This window comes from Neobacillus soli NBRC 102451 (genome assembly GCF_001591665.1).
Lineage (GTDB): Bacteria > Bacillota > Bacilli > Bacillales > Cytobacillaceae > Neobacillus > Neobacillus soli.
This window is the reverse complement of sequence record NZ_BCVI01000003.1, coordinates 51,212-71,490: the sequence shown is the minus strand read 5'-3', so window position 1 is coordinate 71,490 and position 20,279 is coordinate 51,212. Positions and strand designations below refer to the sequence as shown.

Here is a 20,279-nt window from a genome sequence, read left to right as displayed (position 1 = left end):
TATTACCCTTCTTCCACAAAAGTTTTTACATATGGTTTGTATTGACCTAAAATCGATGTAATCCTTCTCTTTAGTAAATCATTTACAAAAGGAAGCTGCTTAAGCCCTTTTTCGACAGCTAGTTTTGAATGGTCAAGATAATGGTCACAAATCATTAATAACTCGTTTTGCTGTTCTATTGATAATTCATCCAAATTATTGTTATGGATTGGAAAAGTAATTTTTTTCAAGGCATCGAATAGGACTGAACTTTCCGCTTGAATATATTGGCTTTTTTCTTTAAACAAACGTTTGAACAATAGCAGATTAGCGAGAAAGTCCTTCCATAAATCGACCTTAAAATAGTCAGCAAACATTAATAGCAGGGAGCTTTCAATATGCTTAATACTTGTCATAAGCTTTTCAATACCTTCGAATTCCTTTTGATAAACAAGTATTTTATTTTCGTTCACTTCTTTAATTCCTTGTGAAAGTGCTTTGATCATCAGTATATCTTCCGATTCTGCAAGAAGCTTATAATACAGGCCGCTAAAATAATCGCCAGCTAAAACCGTTAATTGACGATTTTTTTCGTCCTCAGATGAATCAGAAATATGTTCGTGGGTATCAAGGGCGATTTGAATTAGCATGGTTGACAAGGCGTAATTCTGCATTTCGTTGAAAGACAATTCGAGCCGGTCCATTATTGAGATAAGAATAAGGAGCTTATCTTCGTCAATGACCGGAGTTTCAATATATTTGAGCAAGTATGAGTCACAAACACTTTTTTCAACATGCTCTCTAATATTTGTGAATTTTTGTCGAATGTCTAGCAATCTAATCACCCTTTTTTCCCCGAAGTAATGTCTTTATGTAATCAAATATCATTTACAACGTAAAAGTCTCACCTGTTAGGAAAAGAAAATTGTGATCCATTTTTTAAAACAGGCAGACATCATTATATCATAAAAGGTATCTAATTGAGCAGGAATTCACAAAATAATCATTTACGCTGTTTTGAAATAGAATGAGCTTTGGAACAAAATGCGTCGCCGCACTGTACCTATTTTTTCATTTCGCTGTCTATTTCACCAAGATGAGTGAGGATTGTTGCATTTCCCCTTATCTTAATGGCGGACGTATGCTCAGTAAATTGAGCAATAAGCACTTCCCCTTTATCAAGCTTTTCTGAATGATGAAATTTTGTATCAGTACCTCTAGTTAAGCCGATCACACTGACACCATCATCTATTGCCTTTATAACCACATATTCACTTTTTGGCGAATGATACTTTTCCATGTAATCCCCCCATTAATTTTAGATAAATTTGACTAAAATTTTATTAAAGAAATCACTTCCGAACGGGCGATTGCATCATCAGCAAGAACACCACGAACAGCAGTGGTAATTGTTTTTGAGCCAGGCTTCTTTACTCCACGCATAGTCATACACATATGTTCAGCTTCGACAACCACCATTACACCATGTGGATCCAATTTTTCCATGATACTGTCGGCAATCGTAGACGTAATCCGTTCTTGGAGCTGAGGTCGTTTTGCAACTGCTTCTACAGCTCTCGCTAATTTACTTAACCCCGTAACACGCCCATTTTGCGGGATATAGGCCACATGCGCTTTTCCAAAGAAAGGGACTAGATGGTGTTCACACATGGAGTAAAACGGGATATCTTTAACAAGCACTAACTCTTCGTGATCTTCACTAAAAATAGTTTCAAAATGCTGCTTCGGATCCTCATTTAAACCGCTAAAAACTTCCTCATACATTTTTGCTACACGCTTCGGTGTATCAAGTAAACCTTCCCGGTTCGGGTCCTCACCAATTGCTTCTAATATTAAACGTACCGCCTCTTCAATTTGGGCACGATTCACTTCTGACATACTAAATTCCTCCTAGCGCATATCTAACAAGTATAGATGACAAATACATATTAGCATAATCTTTTCGATGCAAGCAAAAAAAACAAAGTAGGTTCCTCCAAAACTATCCCTTTTCCAAAGAAAAAAGGTCATGGAGTTTACCATGACCTTTTGCCTTAGCAATTGCTTAAAGCAATAAAATTATGTAATTATTTTACTGCGTCTTTAAGCGCTTTACCTGGTTTAAAAGCTGGAACTTTGCTTGCACCGATTTCGATTTCCTCGCCGGTTTGCGGGTTACGACCTTTACGTGCTGCACGTTCGCGAACTTCAAAGTTTCCAAAACCGATAAGTTGTACTTTATCACCATTTTTCAAAGCATCTAAAATCGCATCGAAAACAGCATCAACTGCTTTTGTAGCATCCTTTTTAGAAAGTTCGCTAGCTTCAGCAACTGCATTAATTAGTTCTGTCTTGTTCATGCCATTCACCTCCTCCCAAAGAAATTATCAAGATTCGTAAATAAGATTACTTATCTACATTTCTAAACAATTTTTCTAATTTCTATACGTCATAGCGCGGTTTTATTACCAAAGTAATACAATTTAACTACTTTAGTGAAATAAATCTATTTTTTCAGGCAAAAGCCTTATGAATAAAGGTTTTAAGCGCATAACGTAATTCTGTTAAAAGATTATCATAATCAATTCAGCATATCAAGAAGAATTCATGAAATTATGGTAATCTTTTCTTTTGTCCAACAAAATTCTACTATATTTGACCTTTTCAGGAGCAACCTTCCAAGAAAAAGAAAAAAAAGACCCCGGTTGGGAGTCCAGCATTCTAAAGGATAATAGCAATCAAGCCGCCTGATCCTTCGTTTATGATTCTCTCTAACGTTTCTTTTAATTTATATCTTGCATTCTCCGGCATTAAGGAAAGCTTTGCTTGGATCCCTTCACGTACGATGGAACTTAAACTGCGTCCAAAGATATCCGAATTCCAAATGGATAAAGGATCATCCTCAAAGTCCTGCATCAGGTAGCGGACTAGCTCTTCACTCTGCTTTTCCGTGCCAATGATTGGGGCGAATTCCGATTCCACATCTACTTTAATCATGTGGATTGACGGTGCAACCGCTCGCAATCTGACACCAAACCGTGCGCCTTGGCGGATGATTTCCGGCTCTTCAAGACTCATATCAGAAAGAGTTGGCGAGGCGATACCATATCCAGTTTGTTTTACCATTTTTAATGCGTCGGAAATGTGATCATATTCTGCTTTTGCATGGGCAAAATCCTGCATTAATTCAAGAAGATGATCTTTTCCTCTAATTTCTATTCCAACGATTTCTTTTAAAATATCATCATATAATTCATCTGGTGCAAATAAATCAATTTCAGCAACTCCTGAACCCATTTCAATTCCGGCTAAACCAGCCCTTTCGATAAATTCAAAGTCACTAAATTGCTGGACGACCCGGTCTACATCTCTTAATCTCCTGATATCTTTTACGGTTTCCTTAACGGCATCTTGATAGCTTTCACGAAGCCAGTGGTTTTCTCTAAGAACCATTACCCAGCTTGGCAGATTCACATTGACTTCTAGAACCGGGAACTCGTAAAGTGCCTCACGAAGGACATTGAGAACATCACTATCACGCATGCTTTCCACACTCATTGCAATAACAGGGATATCATACTTTTCAGCCAAACTCGACCGTAGTGTTTCCGTGCTGGGATGATATGGCTGCGCACTGTTTACAACCATGATAAAAGGTTTGCCAACCTCTTTAAGTTCATTGATTACTCTTTCCTCTGCCTCAATATAGTTACTCCTTGGTATTTCACCGATGGTTCCATCCGTTGTAACTACTACTCCGATAGTGGAATGTTCTTGGATGACTTTTCTTGTGCCAATTTCTGCTGCTTCATGAAATGGGATTGGCTCTTCATACCAGGGTGTAGTAATCATTCTTGGCCCATTTTCATCCTCATAGCCTTTTGCGCCGGGAACGGTATACCCTACACAATCAACTAGTCTGATATTGACATTCAACCCCTCTGCAACATGAACGGTGGCTGCTTGATTGGGCACGAATTTCGGTTCAGTCGTCATGATGGTTTTTCCTGCTGCACTTTGGGGCAGCTCATCAATCGCCCGTGACCTCTCAGCTTCACTGTTTATATTCGGTAAGACAACAAGCTCCATAAATTTTTTGATGAATGTTGATTTTCCAGTCCGAACTGCTCCAACTACTCCTAAGTAAATATCACCGCCTGTTCTTTCGGCAATATCTTTAAAAATATCAACCTTTTCCAAGTGATCCCCTCCTGATCATAGAGTAAAGTGGGATATTATCATCCATTTAGATATTTTTTGGACAGTATATGTTTATGACGTTGTCCTATATTGTTATGACACTTTTTTAATATTTTTTACCCCCTTATTAAAAATTCACTAGGTTTACTGGTATCTGAAGTGTCTGAACATTTGATATAATGGAGGGTTTCTATATATATGATTACGAATATAAACAAGCAAAAAAAAACCCTTCTCCTACAATATATTTCATAGGAAAAGGGTTATGACTATTCTTCTAAAAATACAGGTTCTTTCGTTTTTGAATCTAAGGTGTACGGCAAAGAATAGGCGGGAACAAACGCGGAATCCTTTACCAAAATGGAACGGATATCCTCACCCGGTTTCAGTTTTGTGCCCGCCTTCTTCAGCACCTGATAAAGATCAGGACGGTAATCCACATAAACTTCGGCGCTCCCTGTAATAACAAAAGACAGATTTTGATTTGTATATGGACTGACAACAAATGGCGGGGCATCATAGCCCAACTGTTTAAAATCAAGTGAAAAAACATTAGCGGCGATTTGCTTCTTATATGGCGGATAACCTTTTGTTTTAATTCTTAATTTTATATCGCGGATTGCCTCTGTCATCCTCAAATCAAATAATTTAACTGTTGGATTTGTTTCAACATCGACTAGCACGTACTGAAAAATCCCCCCGCTTTCAAAAGCGTTTCCTGGAGGCTCAGCGATATATCTCGGAGTGATTTTTTTAAATTCAATCGGATATTTTTGATAAATTGGGGTTTCCGCTTCCTTTGTTTTAATCGGAAGAATCCCGCCATTATCCTTCCTAAAGTCATTCACAGCAGTTTGAACTGCCTGTATTTGATCTTTATAAGGGATTTGATTCTTTGTAAGTTCTTCATTCGGATACATACATCCCGATAAAAGCAGCACAATGATACCAAGAAAACAGCTCAATATTTTACGTTTCATTAAATCACCTTTTTATCTATGTAATTATTCCAATTACCCAAGGAAAACAAGGAGCAGAGTCAATGCGGCAACAATCAAAAATATATACGCAATAATTGCTGTTATGATCCGAAGCACACCTTTTAATTTATATCTGCTTAAATAAATAGTTATAATGGCAAGAAACATAAGAGCCATACCGGCAACCGATATCCACATTTTCAACATTCCTGGTGACAAACATAATCCCCCCTTACTCAACATATTATTATAACATAGGATACAAAAAAAACTGAAGTAAAGAGGGGCGAATTCTTTACTTCAGCCTGTAAGACTAAATAACCCACACAAAGCGTCATACTACCAGGTTGCTTCGTTGCATTGTATGCAATTCAGACATAAAGGGTCTCATCGAACGCCTATTTTCTATATATTTTAGTCTTCAAGATTTCTTTCATCTAAGATATTTACCAGGTCTTCCATTTCATGGGTCCTTCCACGGGCCATTAAAACATCTACTGCGTCTTTAGCATTCTTACCATTAAATAAGACATCATAAAGGGCAAAGGTAATTGGCATGTTGACATCATACTTTTTGGCTAACTGATAAGCCGCCTTTGTGGTCCTTACGCCTTCTACAACCATTCCCATATTATCCAAAACCTCATTAAGTGTATTCCCTTTACCTAACAAATTTCCAGCTCTCCAGTTCCTTGAGTGAACGCTTGTACAAGTAACAATTAAATCACCAATTCCTGTTAAGCCGGAAAAGGTTAATGGATTTGCCCCCATTTTCGCCCCTAAACGCGCTATTTCCGCCAAGCCTCGTGTCATTAGTGCTGCTTTCGCATTATCACCATAACCAAGCCCGTCTGTAATTCCTGCCGCTAATGCAATGATATTCTTTAACGCACCGCCAATTTCAACACCGATGACATCTGAAATCGTATAAACCCGAAAATTGTGGTTGATAAATAAATCCTGGATTTTTTCTGCTGCCTCCATATTTTCAGAAGTAACCGTTACCGTTGTTGGGTGGCGAAGACTTACCTCTTCTGCATGACTAGGACCTGAAAGGACGACAACATCCTTTAATAGCTCTTTAGGCATTTCTTCTCTAATCATTTCTGTAATCCGCAGCAAGGAATCGGGCTCGATTCCTTTACTAACATGTGTAATCGTTATCGGCCCAGTTTGAACAGCACGGATTTTTCCGATTACCTCTCGGATCGCCTTCGTTGGAACAGCCAAAATAACCGTTTCAACACCCGTTAAGGCATCACTTAAAGACGCAAACCCAACAATTAATTCAGGCAGGACGATTTCTGGCAAATATTTTTTATTTGTGTGAAAATTATTGATCTCCTTCACCTGATCTTCATTATGGCTCCATAGACGGACTTCATGCTGATTATCTGCTAGCACCAACGCAAGCGCTGTTCCCCAGCTGCCTGCACCAACAACGGCTACTGCTGTTTTGTTTTCCTGCATTACATCACACCTACCTTATCTTTATTTTCTTTCTCTTGCATAAATCTTAATAGGAGTTCCCTCGAATCCAAAAGCTTCTCTAATTCTATTCTCTAAAAAGCGCTCATAGGAGAAATGCATTAATTCGGGTTCATTGACGAACACAACAAAAGTCGGCGGTTTAACCGCTACTTGTGTTGCATAATAAATTTTCAAGCGCTTCCCATTGTCTGATGGTGTCGGATTCATGGCTATTGCGTCCATGATAATATCATTCAGGACGCTTGTTTCAACCCGCATTGAGTGATTTTCACTTGCAGTATTGATCATTGGCAGAAGAGTATGAATCCGTTTTTTCGTTTTTGCTGATAAAAACACAATTGGAGCATAGCTTAGAAATAAGAAATGTTCCCTAATTTTCTGTTCAAGCTCTTTCATCGTCTTTTCATCTTTATCTACTGCATCCCATTTATTCACAACAATAACAACGGCCCTTCCTGCTTCATGGGCATAGCCAGCTATCTTCTTGTCCTGTTCGATGATTCCTTCCTCGGCATTGATGACAACAAGAACGACATCCGAACGTTCAATTGCCCTTAATGCACGGAGAACGCTATATTTTTCCGTACTTTCATAAACCTTCCCTTTTTTTCTAATACCTGCTGTATCAATTATGACATATTTTTGCCCATTATACGTATATGGAGAATCGACGGCATCACGAGTGGTACCGGCAATATCGCTGACGATGACTCGATCCTCGCCTAATATGGCATTTACTAAAGAGGACTTCCCTACATTTGGACGTCCAATTAAGGAAAATTTGTTCACGTCATCAGCATATTCAATAGGTTTAGTTTTTGGAAAGTGTTTTGCAGCCTCGTCTAATAAATCACCTAGACCAAGTCCATGTGACCCTGAAATAGGGATGGGCTCTCCGAAGCCAAGTGAATAGAAGTCATAAATTTGATCACGCATCTCGGGATTATCAATTTTATTAACTCCTAAAACAATCGGTTTCTTAGACCTATATAAAATTTTCGCCACTTCTTCATCCGCAGCAGTTACCCCTTCTCGCCCATTTGTTAAGAAGATAATCACATCCGCTTCATCAATCGCCACTTCTGCCTGTTGTCTAATTTGTTCTAAAAACGGTGCATCACCAATATCGATACCCCCTGTATCGATGATATTGAAGTCATGTGTTAACCATTCTCCTGAACTATAAATACGATCTCTTGTTACCCCCGGAATATCCTCAACTATCGAAACTCGTTCACCGACAATCCGATTAAAAATAGTGGATTTTCCGACGTTCGGGCGTCCTACTATGGCAATAACAGGTTTAACCATTAGACCCTCATCCTTTCTACTATATATTTAAAATAGATATTTTAGTTAGCATAATTATCTCGAGTTCTTATTAAGTAAAGAAACCCTTCTGTCATTTAGAAGGGCCTAACTTTATTATTTTATCAATGTTAACCCTTTCCTGCAATGGAAAGCTATTTCACGATGATTTTTGTTTCCCTTTTTCAAAAAGATGAAAGTGATTTTGTGCGATTGAACCGGCATTTTCTAAACAGCTCCAGCCCACAAGCAAGGCACCCGTTAAAGAGCAAACATCCAAGTAATCATATGCCCCAATCGAGTAGGGAAATTGATATTTGCTTAAGAAATAGGCGTATAAAAACTCCCCCTGCATGGTCCCACTAACCATGATAATTAATCTTCCTTTTAAATTTTTTTGTAAAAGTATTGCTAAATAACCAAAGCAAATTCCCATCATCCATTCTTTTTTAAAAACAATCCAAATAGGATCAAAAATTTCAAACAAACGGAAGGTTGCATAGGCAATCGAAACAATCGATGAACAAATAAAAATATAAATGATGGCTCCTCGTTTTTCTTGGCTGAAGAATAAATGAGATATAACTAATAAAAATAATCCGCTAGCATATATTTCAAAACTGCCTACCATGAAATGGATATTCGATAGTAGTAATAAAATGAGAACGATGGCCGATAATTTCAATCTGTATGGGTGTTGTTTATCTAAAAAAAATGTTAAAAGGACCCAAAATGACCAGCATATCCAATAAAACATTGCTCCTTCCATACACTCACCTCCTATTATTCTCATTATTGGTAATCTCTATGTACTTTCATACTTCCTTGAATAAAATTTACACTGTGAATCATCTTATTAAGAGGAGGTGTGGATGAATGGGCAAAGATCGGCAAGAAAAGAAATTAAAAGCGAGCAGGCGAGTGGAGTCTGACCGGGATCAAGCATTACACTATCCCGGTGCGACCAAGCTATCAAGTCCTGAAGAAGCACGCGGATTGAACGATGGAAAAAGATAATTACTGAAATGTACAGCAAAAGGCTCTCGCAAATTTGCGAGAGCCTTTATTTTATTGTTCGCTGACTATACTTTTTTGAGTCGATACCCCTTTGGTTTAGCCAATGGTATGTATCACCAGAAATGATCAATGGGGCCCTTCTTAACTCTGAAATGGTTTTGGCTCCTAAAGCAGTCATAATCATTGTTAATTCCAAATGAAGAGTCTCAATATCCTTCTGTAAGGCTTCTATCCCCTTTTCAATAAGAATTCGCAGGAAATAACCGGCCATGCCAATGGCATTGGCGCCAATCGCTAACCCCTTGGCGATGTCATGACCTGTCAAAAAGCCACCTGAGCCGATAACGAAAACCTTATCAGAGATGGATGCAGCTTCAAGAATAGAGATCGGCGCAGGAATGCCCCAATCATTAAAAAATGAGAATGTATTTTCCCTGCGTCTATTTTCTATTTTTGCAAAATTGGTTCCCCCTGAGCCGCCAACATCAACTGCTGCTACTCCAACTGATATTAGTGATTCAACCATTTCCCTGCACATCCCGAACCCGACCTCTTTAACAATAATGGGTACGTCCACCCCATTGACTATTGTCTCAATCCTTTTTAAGGTACCGGAAAAATCCCGGTCTCCCTCCGGCATCGTTAGTTCCTGAATAACATTTAAATGTATTTGCAAGGCATTGGCATCAATCATCTTAATGGCCGCTTTCGCATCCTCAGACGTTGCCTCGCTGCCTAAATTGGCTATGATAACCCCAGAAGGATTTTCTTTTCGGACAATTTCATATGTATATCTTTCTGTTTTATCCTTTAATGCAGACATTTGTGACCCAACCGCCATAGCTAACCCAGTATTTTTAGCCACCCTTGCCAGTTCCTTGTTGATTAGATACGTTTTTTCACCGCCGCCGCCGGTCATGGCATTGATAAAAATTGGCGAACTTAAATAAAGTCCGCCAATTTTGTGGTCTAATCGAACATCAAGCACACTTATATTTGGTATGCTTTGGTGAATAAATTTTATATCATCGAAAGCTGAAGATTGTACTGGCTCTTTTTCAAGGGCATAGCGAATGTGGTCCCATTTCCGTTCAGATCTAGACACTTACATCACCATTATTTTCTTAGATTCTTTAATTTATCTCCAATGACTTCACCAAGCTGGAAGCCTTTTGACTCTTCTGGAAGCTCATAATCAAAGTTTTCATCCTCTTTTTCAAGGAGTTCTTTAATACTTAATGAAAGCCGTTGATCGGCCTCATTTGCATCAAGAACTTTCACCTTCACTTCTTGTCCTTCTTTTAGCACTTCATGTGGAGTACCAATATGCTTATGCGCAATTTGAGAAATATGAACAAGACCTTCTACTCCAGGGAAAACTTCCACGAAAGCACCGTAAGAGACCAATCTTTTAACTGTACCTTCTAAGATACTTCCTTTAGGTGCTTTTTCGGAAATATTTGACCATGGTCCAGGCAGCGTTTCTTTTATTGACAAAGAAATCCTTTCATTATCACGATCAACACTTAATACTTTAACCTGCACCTGTTGGCCTTCCTGCACAACATCCGTTGGTTTTTCCACATGTTCATAAGATAATTGGGAGATATGAACAAGACCATCAATTCCGCCAATATCCACAAATGCTCCAAAATCAGTAATTCTTTGAACTTTACCATCAATAATTTGACCCACTTGTAATGCACCAAGACGATTTTGCTTTTGTTTACCTTTTTCTTCCTCCACTACTGCTCGATGCGAAAGGATTAGACGGTTCTTTTCTTTATCCAGTTCCACAATCTTAAATGTAACCATCCGACCTTTGTAATCGCTGAAATCTTCTACGAAATGTGCTTCGACAAGGGAGGCTGGTACAAATCCGCGAACTCCAAGATCAACGACAAGTCCGCCTTTTACGACGTCTTTTACCTCTGTTTCAAACACTTCTCCACTTTGGAATTGCTGCTCTAAGCTATCCCATGCCTTTTCAGCATCGACTCTTCTTTTTGAAAGAATAAACGCTTCTTCTTCCACTTTTAAAACTTCTAGTTCTAGTTCGTCACCAACAGCTGCTACATCGGATGCTTTTTCAATATGCAAGCTTGAAAGTTCACTAATTGGTATAATCCCATCAATTTTACTGCCTTGAATATCCACAAGCACCTGTTTTTCTTCTACTTTAGTAACAATCCCAGTAACCTTGTCTCCAATCTCAAAGCTCTTCACTTCAACTTGATTTAATTCTTCCGACATATGTATTCCTCCTTAATCCATTTACTCCTAAAATCTATATATATGACCTGGTAAATGTCAAGCAGACTGCATCACATATAAACCAAGTCTATTTAGCAAACTATAAATCAAAGAATTTTCAAAAAAAAATCTCTTTTTATTAACTTCTTACAAATAGTCTATTTTGTCAAGCAGAACCTACTGATGCTCATTTATAAGTTTAGCAATTTCCGACATAATTAATTCAGTAACTTCCTCGGTGGATGCCTTTGTACTCCTCATTACGTCCATTGCTATTGGTTTTCCATAAACTACCTTTAATTTGCGGAAGCTTTTATATGGACCGATAACTGCACAAGGCAAGACCACGGCCTCCGACCTTAATGCGAAAAATCCTGCCCCCGAAAGTCCTTTTCCTAACTCCCCTGTTTTACTTCTTGTTCCCTCTGGAAAAAGACCGAAAACGCGGCCATCTTTTAAGATTTTTATTCCTGATCTAAGTGCTTCACGGTCCCCGAAGCCCCTTTTCACTGGGAAGGCATTGCATTTTCTCACAATATTTCCTAATACAGGGACTTTGAAAATCTCTTCTTTCGCCATATAGTGAACGGGCCGCGGTGCCATTATTCCAACTACGATTGGGTCATAATTATTGATATGATTGGAACAAAGAAGAACACCGCCTTCTTTCGGAAAATTTTCTACTCCAACCGCTTCTATTCTGTACCATGGTTTAAAAATGCCAGTGACTACTGACTTTGCAAAATCATAAAACGTCACACCTATTCAATCCTTTCATGCACCAGAGCCATTATTTTTTCTACTACATCAGGAATGGACAAAGAGGTTGTGTCGATTTCAATTGCATCATCTGCTTTTTTTAAAGGAGCTACTTCTCTCTCTGAGTCAATTTTATCTCTATTTGCAATTTCTTCCTTCAATTTATTCAGGTCGGAAGGAAAACCTTTTTGGACATTTTCAATATGACGTCTTTCAGCCCGTTCCTCTACACTCGCCAGTAAAAACACCTTTACCTCCGCATTCGGCAAAACATGCGTTCCAATGTCCCGTCCATCCATCACGACACCGCCTTCTGTGGCAAAAGCTTGTTGTCTCCTGACCATTTCTTCGCGAATCATTTTATGTTTAGCCACATACGAAGTAGAATTGGTTACTTCTGCAGAACGAATCTCGCTGGTTACATCACTATTATCCAGGTATACTAATTGACCATTATCAGATGGATGTAATTCAATATCAGTTGATAGTAGCGTATCCAGCAAAGAAGCCTCATTTTCTAGATTAAGCTGGTTAACGATTGCTTTATATGTTAATGCCCGGTACATTGCACCAGTATCGATATAAATGTAGGATAATTTTTCTGCTACAATTTTCGCTACTGTACTCTTACCGGCTGCAGCGGGGCCGTCAATTGCAATTGATAATTTCTTCTTTTCCATAAATCCTCCTAATTGCCATCATGATTGTCTCATATGTTATCTTCTATCATTTTACCACAAGATAGAGGAATGCCTCTTCTTTTTAAACTTTAAATTAATTTCTATTTCAGAGAAATAAAATAAAGCAGGCAGCCCTGCTTTTTTACTCTCTTTGAAAGGTTTGAAGAATTTCAGTAAATGTATTTTCATTTACTCCTTCGTATTTAGTTAATTGTTTTATTTGCGGCAAGACATCCATCTGATGAAAAAACAATTGTGTGATAACCAAAAAAATTAACTGTACGATGACAATCTTGATTAAAACCCTTTCTACCCTTTTCATGAAGTCACCCCAACATTCCATATATTCTTATTATTGAAGCGAATAATTTTTTTATTCTATTTCTCCCTTCTGCAATACCTTTATTTAGGGAAAACAAAAGGAAAAGCAGCAGCTTCTCCTTAAATGACATCTTCGTAAATGGCCTCCGCATTTTTTAACTTTACAACTTCTTCTTCAATCCCATTTTTTGCATTAATAAAAATCCGATACGTATCGTCTCCAATGGTTCCAAGGAACTCATAACAGAGGACTTCTTCGTTTAACTTGTTGACAATCATTGCCTGCCGGTCTTCCATCACTTTAAAGTTTGGATTTACCTTCGCTCGAGCTTGTTCCATTGATATTGCCGGTTTTTCAATTGATCTTGTTTGGAAAGATTTTAAATACTCCTCAGCAGATATGCCAATAATATCTCCATTGTCGAGCGCCACTTTCACCTTAACTGCTTCAGGGTAAATTCTAATACCGTTAAGAGTTGTAACAAAATTGAAAACGCCGATATTATCATATTGTGTACTTTCAAAAACCTCTAAATCTTTAAATCCTGTTTCCTTTAAAAAAGCTGCTGCCTTATTGTCGGCATCATTTAGGCTGAGAAGTTGTTTCTTTACATCCCGATGATTAATAAACCAAATAGGATGACCAGCCTTTTTCGTAATATCCATGCTTGCTTCCTGCCCCGATTTTTTGTCCTTTATTGAAACACTGTAAAAACCATAGTCGGAGCCTTTTCCACTTTCAGTAACTTTCACCTCTGAATTCCCATCAATCTTCATATATTTTTTTGCAATCGTGATCGCTTCCTGCCTTGAAATTATTTTTCCTTTTATTTTTTTAAAGTTTTCGTCCTTCTTTTGCATATTTGTAAATGTTGGTCCATGATCCGATTCATCGTATCCACTTACTGTTTTTTCAACCGTTTTGAAGCCATCAATAATGGTATTATCAGTTGATTCTTTACCCGACGCCAGTGCAAGTTCAACATCCATCCAGCGCAGGTTATTTTTTAAAACCATATACTGGACATTTCGTAGTTCGTTCTGAATGTCACCTGACTGCTTATAAAGGGTCTTTAACGAGTTATATTCATCTTTTGACAATGGTTCCTTATCTAAGTCCCTAACAGCCGTTCGATAGCTGAAGTTTCCGATATTCGCTAGAAATTCTTCTGTCTTATTAAAAGGGAGTAATGTTAACGGAAGCTGGCCAACATTACTATGCGCTTCTGAAGTGATTCTCCACACCTCCGTTAGGGATGGAGATAAAGAATTTCTTGAGTTCATAGCAAGCGTCGTACCAATTTTATCGTGCAATAGATCCATTTGATAAGAAAGATCATGGAATGCTCGTTGATAATTGTTTTCTGCGTTTAAAAGAACAGCGTTTTTCTCCTGGTGTTCTTGGTAGCCCCAATAGGCAGTTCCCGCGACACCTACAGCGAGAACACCTATTAATATTCCTCTAATCAATTTTATTCACCTCTCTACTTGCAAAAAATATGTTTCCCAATTCTTTTAATTTGCGGCCTTCCCCATATCCACCCGCTAGTGGCAGTATCTGGATTAAAATAGTATAATGCTTCACCAGTTGGATCCCAGCCATTTATTGCATCGACCACTGCTTTTTTTGAATTTTCATTTGGTGTCAGCCAAATCTGCCCATCAGCTACAGCAGTAAATGCTCCAGGTTCAAATATGACTCCAGAAATGGTGTTAGGAAATGACGCGCTATTTACGCGGTTAAGAATAACAGCCGCAACTGCAACCTGTCCCGTATACGGTTCGCCTCGTGACTCCCCATGAACAGCATTAGCCATTAAGCGAATATCATTCTGGGAGTAGCCATTTGGCGTGTTTGCTGCTGCCGGTTTTTTTGCTGCTGGTTTTTTCGGCGTTGCTACTTTCGGATTACTATTGTATTTGGTAACCTTTACAAGTTTTGCTTTTGTAGCTGCCCCTGCCAGCCCATCAATTGGCATTCCGAATTCATATTGGAAGTTTCGTAATGCCCAATACGTTTTCCAACCAAAGACTCCATCAATTTTACCAGTAAAAAAGCCAATATGTTTTAGCCTGGACTGCAGTTCAATCACATCCTCGCCAACAGCCCCCCGCTGGATGACTTGCTTTGAGAACGCATGGGCCTCATTGGTATTAACAAATGATAAGGGCACGATAAAAAGTAGGATGCAAAATTTTAGTAAGACTTTTTTCTTGAACATGAAAACATATCCCCTTTGTTAATCTTTTAACCTAAACCTATTTTTTGTATTATTGGTGTTTTTATTCCAATTTAAAATGAATAATTAAAAACCCTTCATCAGGAGTGAAGGGTTTTAGGTATTTGATATTGTTTCTTCATATGATTAGCACTCAATATTTTTGCTTTTTTTACCTTCCTTAATCCGAACCACCAAAGGAAAATCATAAAAGGAAAGATAATATACATCCAATAGTCTTGTGAAATCAGGATAAAATCATAAGAACCGTGCAGAACGAATGGCAATAGAAGGGAAAGTATGACCCATTTTGCTTTTGACCCCTCGGTAAACTTTGCTTTCCCAATATAAAAACCCATGATGACCCCAAAAAGGGCGTGGCTTGATACTGGTAATAAAGCACGTGTCACCGCATGTTCAATTCCATTTGCTAATAAATAAAAAATATTTTCAATCGTTGCAAAACCAAGTGAAACGGCTACCCCGTAAACAATTCCATCAAAAGGCTCATCAAACTCGACATGCTGATAGACTACATAAAATAGAATAAACCATTTAAAAAACTCCTCAAGCAGACTAGAGCTAAGGAACGCATCGAAAAGTTCAGATTTCACCAAATGCTCTGTATCAAGCACATGCTGGATAAACATAATTGGAAACACAAGAAGGGCCCCATACATAAACGTCCTAAGAACAAAGGATATTGGCTCTGTGTCATATTCATCTTTTAAATAAAAATAACTTAGTAAAGCCAAGCCGGGAGCAATTCCGGCCGATAATATTCCCAGCATGACGAACCTCTTTTCAACCCATTTTCTTAATCGTATCACGGATCCTTTATAAAGAAAACGGTAGATTCATTCCAACATCTAAGGTTTGGCAGTTATTGAAATTTAAAATTGAATATTCTTCAAGCCGCTTGCCATTGCGACGGCTAATTTTATTCTTGCTTTTTTAGAGTCGTTATCACTGCCAAGGATTACTCCCTTATTAAAAAGATCAAAGGCGCTTCCATCGTAATCATAGGTAGTGTAAACAGAACCCTCCTCTGCACTTGTCGTGATAACCAGTTTAATTCCAGCTTTTATTGCTTTTTCAATTTCGGACATCATATTAGGGGCCACCTGACCACGTCCTACTCCTTCGAGGACAATCCCGCCAACACCAGCCTCCCGGGCAGCCTTGATAAACTTACCATCGGCACCTATATAACATTTAATAATTTCGACCTGAGGAATTGGGACTTTAATTTCAAAGCATTCTCTTTTAATTGGTTTTTGGAAGACGTGAACTTGGTCATTATCAATGATACCGAGATAGCCAAATCCAAACACATTAAATCCTTGAATATTAGAAGCATGTTCTTTTTTCACATACCTTGCAGCAAAGATTCGTTCATTAAAAACAACAACAGTACCTACATCATTTAAATCACTTGAACATGCCGTATAAATAGCGTGCCGCAAATTAATATAGACATCGCTTCCTAAGTCTTCTGGGGAACGCTGCGAGCCCGTTACAACCACTGGCCTGTAATCATTAATCGTTAAATCAAGAAAATAGGCTGTTTCTTCCATCGTATCCGTTCCGTGTGTGACAACCACACCACAAACCGTTTCATCTCGAAAATAGTTCTCGATTTTATTTCTTAAAGCCAATAAATCTTCAAATGTTATATGAATGCTTGCTTTTTGAAAGACAGATTCAACAATCACTTCAATGTCCTTCGGTAAATTACACATCGCTGCAAGCTCTTCCCCTGTTAAGGCACCAGAGGCTAATTTTCCTGAATCTTTATTTGGTTTGCTGGCAATTGTTCCACCGGTTGTTAATAAAACCACTTTTTTCATTATTTTTTCACCCTTTAATTTCTTTTTCTATGATGGACCGAGCAATTTGACAGCCATGGAACCTGCCATTTTCAATAAATATTTCATTTGCATTATTTCCAGCGGCAATGACGCCAGCAATGTAAATTCCTTTAATATTCGTCTCCATCGTATCAGAATTAATAACAGGCCTTCCAGATTCCTCATCAATCCCTACGCCCATTAATTTTAAAAATTGATGATCAGGATGGTACCCTGTCATGGCGAAAACGAATTCGTTGCCGATTACTTTCTCTTCCCCATCTTGCAAATAAAAAACCTGGTTCTCAGTTATTTCTTTTACGGTAGCGTTAAATTCCATCATGATTGTTCCCGAACGTACTAATGCTTCAAATTCAGGAAGAATCCACGGCTTAATGCTTGCTGAATATTCACCGCCGCGGTATATTACCGTTACTCTTGCTCCCGCCTTAACAAGTTCAAGGGCCGCGTCAATACTTGAGTTTTTCCCGCCGATTACGCAAACATCTTTATCAAAAAAAGGATGCGCTTCTTTAAAATAGTGGAATACTTTCGGCAAATCTTCGCCAGGTACATTCATATAATTTGGATGATCATAATAACCCGTTGCGATGACTACATACCGAGCACTATAGATATTTTTATTCGTATGGACCTGAAATAAATCCTCCTGTTTAGATACGCTTCTTACTTCTTCAAACGCATTGATTCGCAGCTGTTTCCGCTTAGCCACTTCTCTATAATAGACTAACGCTTGGTTTCTTTTTGGCTTATAGCTATCCGTAATAAATGGAACTTCGCCAATTTCTAACTTTTCGCTCGTACTGAAAAATGTTTGATGTGTTGGATAATGATAAATAGAGTTTACGATATTTCCTTTTTCAATGATCAGTGGTCTCTTTCCTATCTCTTTCAAAGCAATAGCTGCTGCTAACCCACAGGGACCCCCGCCAACAATGATAATTTCTTCTTTTTGCATTATAATAACACTCCTCAAAAACATTCGTTCAGGAATTACTACAGAAAAAACTCCTATCGTCTATGATAGGAGTTTTTTCATTATCTTTCAATGCTAAGCTCTTAAATCCAACCTCTAAAACGGCTTGCTTCTGCCATCTTTCTTACACCGACCATATAAGCAGCAAGACGCATATCAACACGACGGGTTTGTGCCGTATCATAAATATTTTTAAATGATTTTACCATTACCTTTTCGAGCTTTTCTTCTACTTCTTCTTCAGTCCAATAGTAACCTTGGTTATTTTGAACCCACTCAAAGTATGATACAGTGACACCGCCAGCAGATGCAAGTACATCTGGTACAAGAAGAATTCCCCGCTCTGTTAATATTTCAGTAGCCTCCAAAGTGGTTGGACCGTTTGCCGCCTCTACAACGATGCCGGCACGAATCTTATGGGCATTTTCTGCAGTAATTTGATTTTCAATAGCTGCCGGAACCAGAATATCACAATCAAGTTCTAGCAGTTCTTTATTTGTAATCGTGTTATTAAATAATTTAGTAACCGTACCAAAGCTGTCACGTCTATCTAAAAGATAGTCGATATCAAGTCCGTTTGGATCATGTAATGCACCGTAGGCATCTGAGATACCAATTACTTTTGCCCCGGCATCGTGCATGAATTTTGATAAATAACTACCCGCATTACCGAACCCTTGAACAACTACCCTTGCACCCTCAATTTGAATGCCTTTCTTTTTAGCAGCTTCACGGATACAGATGGTCACACCTTTTGCCGTTGCCGATTCACGTCCGTGTGAACCTCCAAGTACTAGCGGTTTACCCGTAATAAAACCAGGAGAATTAAATTCATCAATTCGGCTATATTCATCCATCATCCACGCCATAATTTGCGAATTAGTAAACACGTCTGGTGCTGGAATATCCTTCGTTGGTCCAACAATTTGGCTGATTGCTCGTACATATCCGCGACTCAATCTCTCAAGCTCTCTAAAAGACATATCACGAGGATCGCAAACGATACCACCTTTACCACCGCCATATGGAAGGTCGACAATACCACATTTCAGGCTCATCCATATTGAAAGGGCTTTCACCTCTGTTTCAGTCACACCTGGATGGAAACGGATACCGCCCTTTGTTGGTCCCACAGCATCATTATGCTGAGCACGGTAGCCCGTAAATATTTTTATAGATCCGTCATCCATTCTAATTGGAATTTTAACTGTCAATAACCGTAACGGCTCTTTCAAAAGCTCGTATACCTCTTCAGGATAACCTAACTTTTCAAGGGCTTTATGAATAACAGTCTGTGTTGATTTCAACACATCCTGATTTTCCTCTTGATTAGTCTTTTCATTAGCTTTTTCGGCTACCATTTGTAATCCTCCTAATAAATCACTTTTACGAATGTTGTCTCTTTCAGACACAAGTATACACGTTTAATTGATTTATGCAAGAAAAAAAGCGCACTTTCCCTTATTTTATAATGCCTATATGTAAACGTTACCATTTGTATTTTTAAAGGTTTTCTTAAAATAACAATCGTCCTATTTATTACCTTGACACCTTATTTACATGAAAGGGCGGTGGCCCTATTCTATAATACTTCAAAGTAGAAAATTTTATTTGAAGTATTGAAGAATGGTTTCCACCGCTTTATTTTCGATGATTCGTTTACCATATTCGGCAAGAATGTATGGACTTAATATCGATGCATTGCCATATTCAGATAGCAATGAGGCCGCTGAAACACTTTTTTCAACCCCTAATTTATCCAATAACAAATAGTAACGGTTTTGCATTGTATATAGACTTCCCCCAAATATCTCTACAATGGAAAGTCTTTTTGCCAGACCAATAATATCCTCTAATTCTTGAAACTCATAAAGAAGGTCCTCATATCCTTCAACCCTAACCTGCATTTCAATAAATCCATCATATAATATTTCTTCATCTTCTTTTACTTCGTCAACAGTAATGATCATAATCATTCCTTGAGCCTGAAGGGAGAAAACTTCTACCGCTACAGAGCCCTGTATATCAACTTCAAATTCCTGACTTGCCTCCTCCAGCATATCATGAAAAAGCTGATTCCATTTAATGGAGTCCTTCCAAATATCCTCCTTGGTAAGCCCCCTATCAAACAAATCATCAGAGGTTAAAAAAATTTTAATTTTATTGGCTGTTAAGCGTTCTAAGCGCATGATTTTGCCCCCTGCTGTGACATGACTCTTGTTTTC

Annotated in this window: 23 protein-coding genes; 1 reads left to right on the top strand and 22 read right to left on the bottom strand. The window is 38.3% G+C overall.

Annotation, left to right across the window (positions count from 1 at the left end):
- Positions 1 to 2: 2 nt before the first annotated feature.
- The 10 genes from BSO02S_RS00880 to BSO02S_RS00835 form a co-directional block, all read right to left on the bottom strand.
- Positions 3 to 824, bottom strand: coding sequence for a heptaprenyl diphosphate synthase component 1 (locus BSO02S_RS00880; protein WP_235846826.1), 822 nt, complete (start codon positions 822 to 824; stop codon positions 3 to 5).
- Between the two features lie 218 nt (positions 825 to 1,042).
- Positions 1,043 to 1,279 (bottom strand): trp RNA-binding attenuation protein MtrB, encoded by a 237-nt coding sequence (mtrB, locus tag BSO02S_RS00875; RefSeq protein ID WP_066060965.1) that lies wholly within the window; start codon positions 1,277 to 1,279, stop codon positions 1,043 to 1,045.
- A gap of 32 nt (positions 1,280 to 1,311) precedes the next feature.
- Complete coding sequence (gene folE / locus BSO02S_RS00870; RefSeq protein ID WP_066060962.1) at positions 1,312 to 1,878, bottom strand: GTP cyclohydrolase I FolE; 567 nt, start codon at positions 1,876 to 1,878, stop codon at positions 1,312 to 1,314.
- A 188-nt stretch (positions 1,879 to 2,066) separates the two neighbouring features.
- Positions 2,067 to 2,339, bottom strand: a complete 273-nt coding sequence (gene hbs, locus BSO02S_RS00865; protein WP_066060959.1) for a non-specific DNA-binding protein Hbs — start codon at positions 2,337 to 2,339, stop codon at positions 2,067 to 2,069.
- Between the two features lie 361 nt (positions 2,340 to 2,700).
- Complete coding sequence (gene spoIVA / locus BSO02S_RS00860) at positions 2,701 to 4,179, bottom strand: stage IV sporulation protein A (RefSeq protein WP_066060956.1); 1,479 nt, start codon at positions 4,177 to 4,179, stop codon at positions 2,701 to 2,703.
- Positions 4,180 to 4,448: 269 nt separating this feature from the next.
- Positions 4,449 to 5,159, bottom strand: coding sequence for a YphF family lipoprotein (locus tag BSO02S_RS00855; RefSeq protein WP_066060953.1), 711 nt, complete (start codon positions 5,157 to 5,159; stop codon positions 4,449 to 4,451).
- A gap of 33 nt (positions 5,160 to 5,192) precedes the next feature.
- Complete coding sequence (locus tag BSO02S_RS00850) at positions 5,193 to 5,378, bottom strand: DUF2768 domain-containing protein (RefSeq protein ID WP_066060950.1); 186 nt, start codon at positions 5,376 to 5,378, stop codon at positions 5,193 to 5,195.
- A gap of 195 nt (positions 5,379 to 5,573) precedes the next feature.
- Positions 5,574 to 6,629, bottom strand: a complete 1,056-nt coding sequence (locus BSO02S_RS00845) for an NAD(P)H-dependent glycerol-3-phosphate dehydrogenase (protein ID WP_066060947.1) — start codon at positions 6,627 to 6,629, stop codon at positions 5,574 to 5,576.
- Between the two features lie 21 nt (positions 6,630 to 6,650).
- Positions 6,651 to 7,961: a ribosome biogenesis GTPase Der gene (gene der / locus BSO02S_RS00840; RefSeq protein ID WP_066060945.1), complete on the bottom strand. Its 1,311-nt coding sequence runs from the start codon at positions 7,959 to 7,961 to the stop codon at positions 6,651 to 6,653.
- 157 nt (positions 7,962 to 8,118) lie between these two features.
- A complete protein-coding gene (locus tag BSO02S_RS00835) occupies positions 8,119 to 8,727 on the bottom strand; it encodes a YphA family membrane protein (RefSeq protein ID WP_066060942.1) in 609 nt (202 codons plus the stop codon).
- A 107-nt stretch (positions 8,728 to 8,834) separates the two neighbouring features.
- Here BSO02S_RS00835 and BSO02S_RS26005 point away from each other — a divergent pair, with 107 nt between their 5' ends.
- On the top strand, positions 8,835 to 8,975 hold the full coding sequence (locus tag BSO02S_RS26005) for a YpzI family protein (protein WP_007084885.1): 141 nt from the start codon (positions 8,835 to 8,837) through the stop codon (positions 8,973 to 8,975).
- 46 nt (positions 8,976 to 9,021) lie between these two features.
- On the opposite strand, the gene fni is transcribed toward BSO02S_RS26005, so the two are convergent.
- The 12 genes from fni to BSO02S_RS00775 all read right to left on the bottom strand — a co-directional run bounded on the left by fni (position 9,022) and on the right by BSO02S_RS00775 (position 20,243).
- Positions 9,022 to 10,080: a type 2 isopentenyl-diphosphate Delta-isomerase gene (gene fni / locus BSO02S_RS00830; RefSeq protein ID WP_066060939.1), complete on the bottom strand. Its 1,059-nt coding sequence runs from the start codon at positions 10,078 to 10,080 to the stop codon at positions 9,022 to 9,024.
- An 11-nt stretch (positions 10,081 to 10,091) separates the two neighbouring features.
- A complete protein-coding gene (gene rpsA, locus BSO02S_RS00825; protein WP_066060936.1) occupies positions 10,092 to 11,228 on the bottom strand; it encodes a 30S ribosomal protein S1 in 1,137 nt (378 codons plus the stop codon).
- 177 nt (positions 11,229 to 11,405) lie between these two features.
- Complete coding sequence (locus BSO02S_RS00820; protein ID WP_066060933.1) at positions 11,406 to 11,987, bottom strand: lysophospholipid acyltransferase family protein; 582 nt, start codon at positions 11,985 to 11,987, stop codon at positions 11,406 to 11,408.
- 2 nt (positions 11,988 to 11,989) lie between these two features.
- The gene (cmk, locus tag BSO02S_RS00815) at positions 11,990 to 12,667 is read right to left on the bottom strand and encodes a (d)CMP kinase (RefSeq protein ID WP_066060931.1); all 678 of its coding nucleotides are present in this window, start codon (positions 12,665 to 12,667) and stop codon (positions 11,990 to 11,992) included.
- A 142-nt stretch (positions 12,668 to 12,809) separates the two neighbouring features.
- On the bottom strand, positions 12,810 to 12,989 hold the full coding sequence (locus tag BSO02S_RS00810; RefSeq protein WP_066060929.1) for a YpfB family protein: 180 nt from the start codon (positions 12,987 to 12,989) through the stop codon (positions 12,810 to 12,812).
- A 119-nt stretch (positions 12,990 to 13,108) separates the two neighbouring features.
- The gene (gene ypeB, locus BSO02S_RS00805; RefSeq protein WP_066060926.1) at positions 13,109 to 14,458 is read right to left on the bottom strand and encodes a germination protein YpeB; all 1,350 of its coding nucleotides are present in this window, start codon (positions 14,456 to 14,458) and stop codon (positions 13,109 to 13,111) included.
- A 14-nt stretch (positions 14,459 to 14,472) separates the two neighbouring features.
- Positions 14,473 to 15,210 (bottom strand): spore cortex-lytic enzyme, encoded by a 738-nt coding sequence (sleB, locus tag BSO02S_RS00800; protein WP_066060923.1) that lies wholly within the window; start codon positions 15,208 to 15,210, stop codon positions 14,473 to 14,475.
- Positions 15,211 to 15,308: 98 nt separating this feature from the next.
- Complete coding sequence (prsW, locus tag BSO02S_RS00795) at positions 15,309 to 15,998, bottom strand: glutamic-type intramembrane protease PrsW (RefSeq protein WP_066060920.1); 690 nt, start codon at positions 15,996 to 15,998, stop codon at positions 15,309 to 15,311.
- A gap of 102 nt (positions 15,999 to 16,100) precedes the next feature.
- Positions 16,101 to 17,057: an asparaginase gene (locus BSO02S_RS00790; RefSeq protein ID WP_066060919.1), complete on the bottom strand. Its 957-nt coding sequence runs from the start codon at positions 17,055 to 17,057 to the stop codon at positions 16,101 to 16,103.
- Between the two features lie 7 nt (positions 17,058 to 17,064).
- Complete coding sequence (locus BSO02S_RS00785) at positions 17,065 to 18,036, bottom strand: YpdA family putative bacillithiol disulfide reductase (protein ID WP_066060916.1); 972 nt, start codon at positions 18,034 to 18,036, stop codon at positions 17,065 to 17,067.
- Positions 18,037 to 18,137: 101 nt separating this feature from the next.
- Positions 18,138 to 19,415: a Glu/Leu/Phe/Val family dehydrogenase gene (locus BSO02S_RS00780; protein ID WP_066060913.1), complete on the bottom strand. Its 1,278-nt coding sequence runs from the start codon at positions 19,413 to 19,415 to the stop codon at positions 18,138 to 18,140.
- Between the two features lie 246 nt (positions 19,416 to 19,661).
- Positions 19,662 to 20,243: a genetic competence negative regulator gene (locus BSO02S_RS00775; protein WP_066060910.1), complete on the bottom strand. Its 582-nt coding sequence runs from the start codon at positions 20,241 to 20,243 to the stop codon at positions 19,662 to 19,664.
- Positions 20,244 to 20,279: the final 36 nt, after the last annotated feature.

Excerpts from the sequence above, each read along its gene's own strand:
- BSO02S_RS00845 (WP_066060947.1), bottom strand. The coding sequence starts at position 6,629 with ATGCAGGAAAACAAAACAGCAGTAGCCGTTGTTGGTGCAGGCAGCTGG.
- hbs (WP_066060959.1), bottom strand. The coding sequence starts at position 2,339 with ATGAACAAGACAGAACTAATTAATGCAGTTGCTGAAGCTAGCGAACTT.
- rpsA (WP_066060936.1), bottom strand. The coding sequence starts at position 11,228 with ATGTCGGAAGAATTAAATCAAGTTGAAGTGAAGAGCTTTGAGATTGGA.
- folE (WP_066060962.1), bottom strand. The coding sequence starts at position 1,878 with ATGTCAGAAGTGAATCGTGCCCAAATTGAAGAGGCGGTACGTTTAATA.
- BSO02S_RS00790 (WP_066060919.1), bottom strand. The coding sequence starts at position 17,057 with ATGAAAAAAGTGGTTTTATTAACAACCGGTGGAACAATTGCCAGCAAA.
- der (WP_066060945.1), bottom strand. The coding sequence starts at position 7,961 with ATGGTTAAACCTGTTATTGCCATAGTAGGACGCCCGAACGTCGGAAAA.
- BSO02S_RS26005 (WP_007084885.1), top strand. The coding sequence starts at position 8,835 with ATGGGCAAAGATCGGCAAGAAAAGAAATTAAAAGCGAGCAGGCGAGTG.
- BSO02S_RS00785 (WP_066060916.1), bottom strand. The coding sequence starts at position 18,036 with ATGCAAAAAGAAGAAATTATCATTGTTGGCGGGGGTCCCTGTGGGTTA.
- BSO02S_RS00835 (WP_066060942.1), bottom strand. The coding sequence starts at position 8,727 with ATGGAAGGAGCAATGTTTTATTGGATATGCTGGTCATTTTGGGTCCTT.
- cmk (WP_066060931.1), bottom strand. The coding sequence starts at position 12,667 with ATGGAAAAGAAGAAATTATCAATTGCAATTGACGGCCCCGCTGCAGCC.
- BSO02S_RS00810 (WP_066060929.1), bottom strand. The coding sequence starts at position 12,989 with ATGAAAAGGGTAGAAAGGGTTTTAATCAAGATTGTCATCGTACAGTTA.
- mtrB (WP_066060965.1), bottom strand. The coding sequence starts at position 1,279 with ATGGAAAAGTATCATTCGCCAAAAAGTGAATATGTGGTTATAAAGGCA.
- sleB (WP_066060923.1), bottom strand. The coding sequence starts at position 15,210 with ATGTTCAAGAAAAAAGTCTTACTAAAATTTTGCATCCTACTTTTTATC.
- BSO02S_RS00855 (WP_066060953.1), bottom strand. The coding sequence starts at position 5,159 with ATGAAACGTAAAATATTGAGCTGTTTTCTTGGTATCATTGTGCTGCTT.
- BSO02S_RS00780 (WP_066060913.1), bottom strand. The coding sequence starts at position 19,415 with ATGGTAGCCGAAAAAGCTAATGAAAAGACTAATCAAGAGGAAAATCAG.
- BSO02S_RS00775 (WP_066060910.1), bottom strand. The coding sequence starts at position 20,243 with ATGCGCTTAGAACGCTTAACAGCCAATAAAATTAAAATTTTTTTAACC.
- prsW (WP_066060920.1), bottom strand. The coding sequence starts at position 15,998 with ATGCTGGGAATATTATCGGCCGGAATTGCTCCCGGCTTGGCTTTACTA.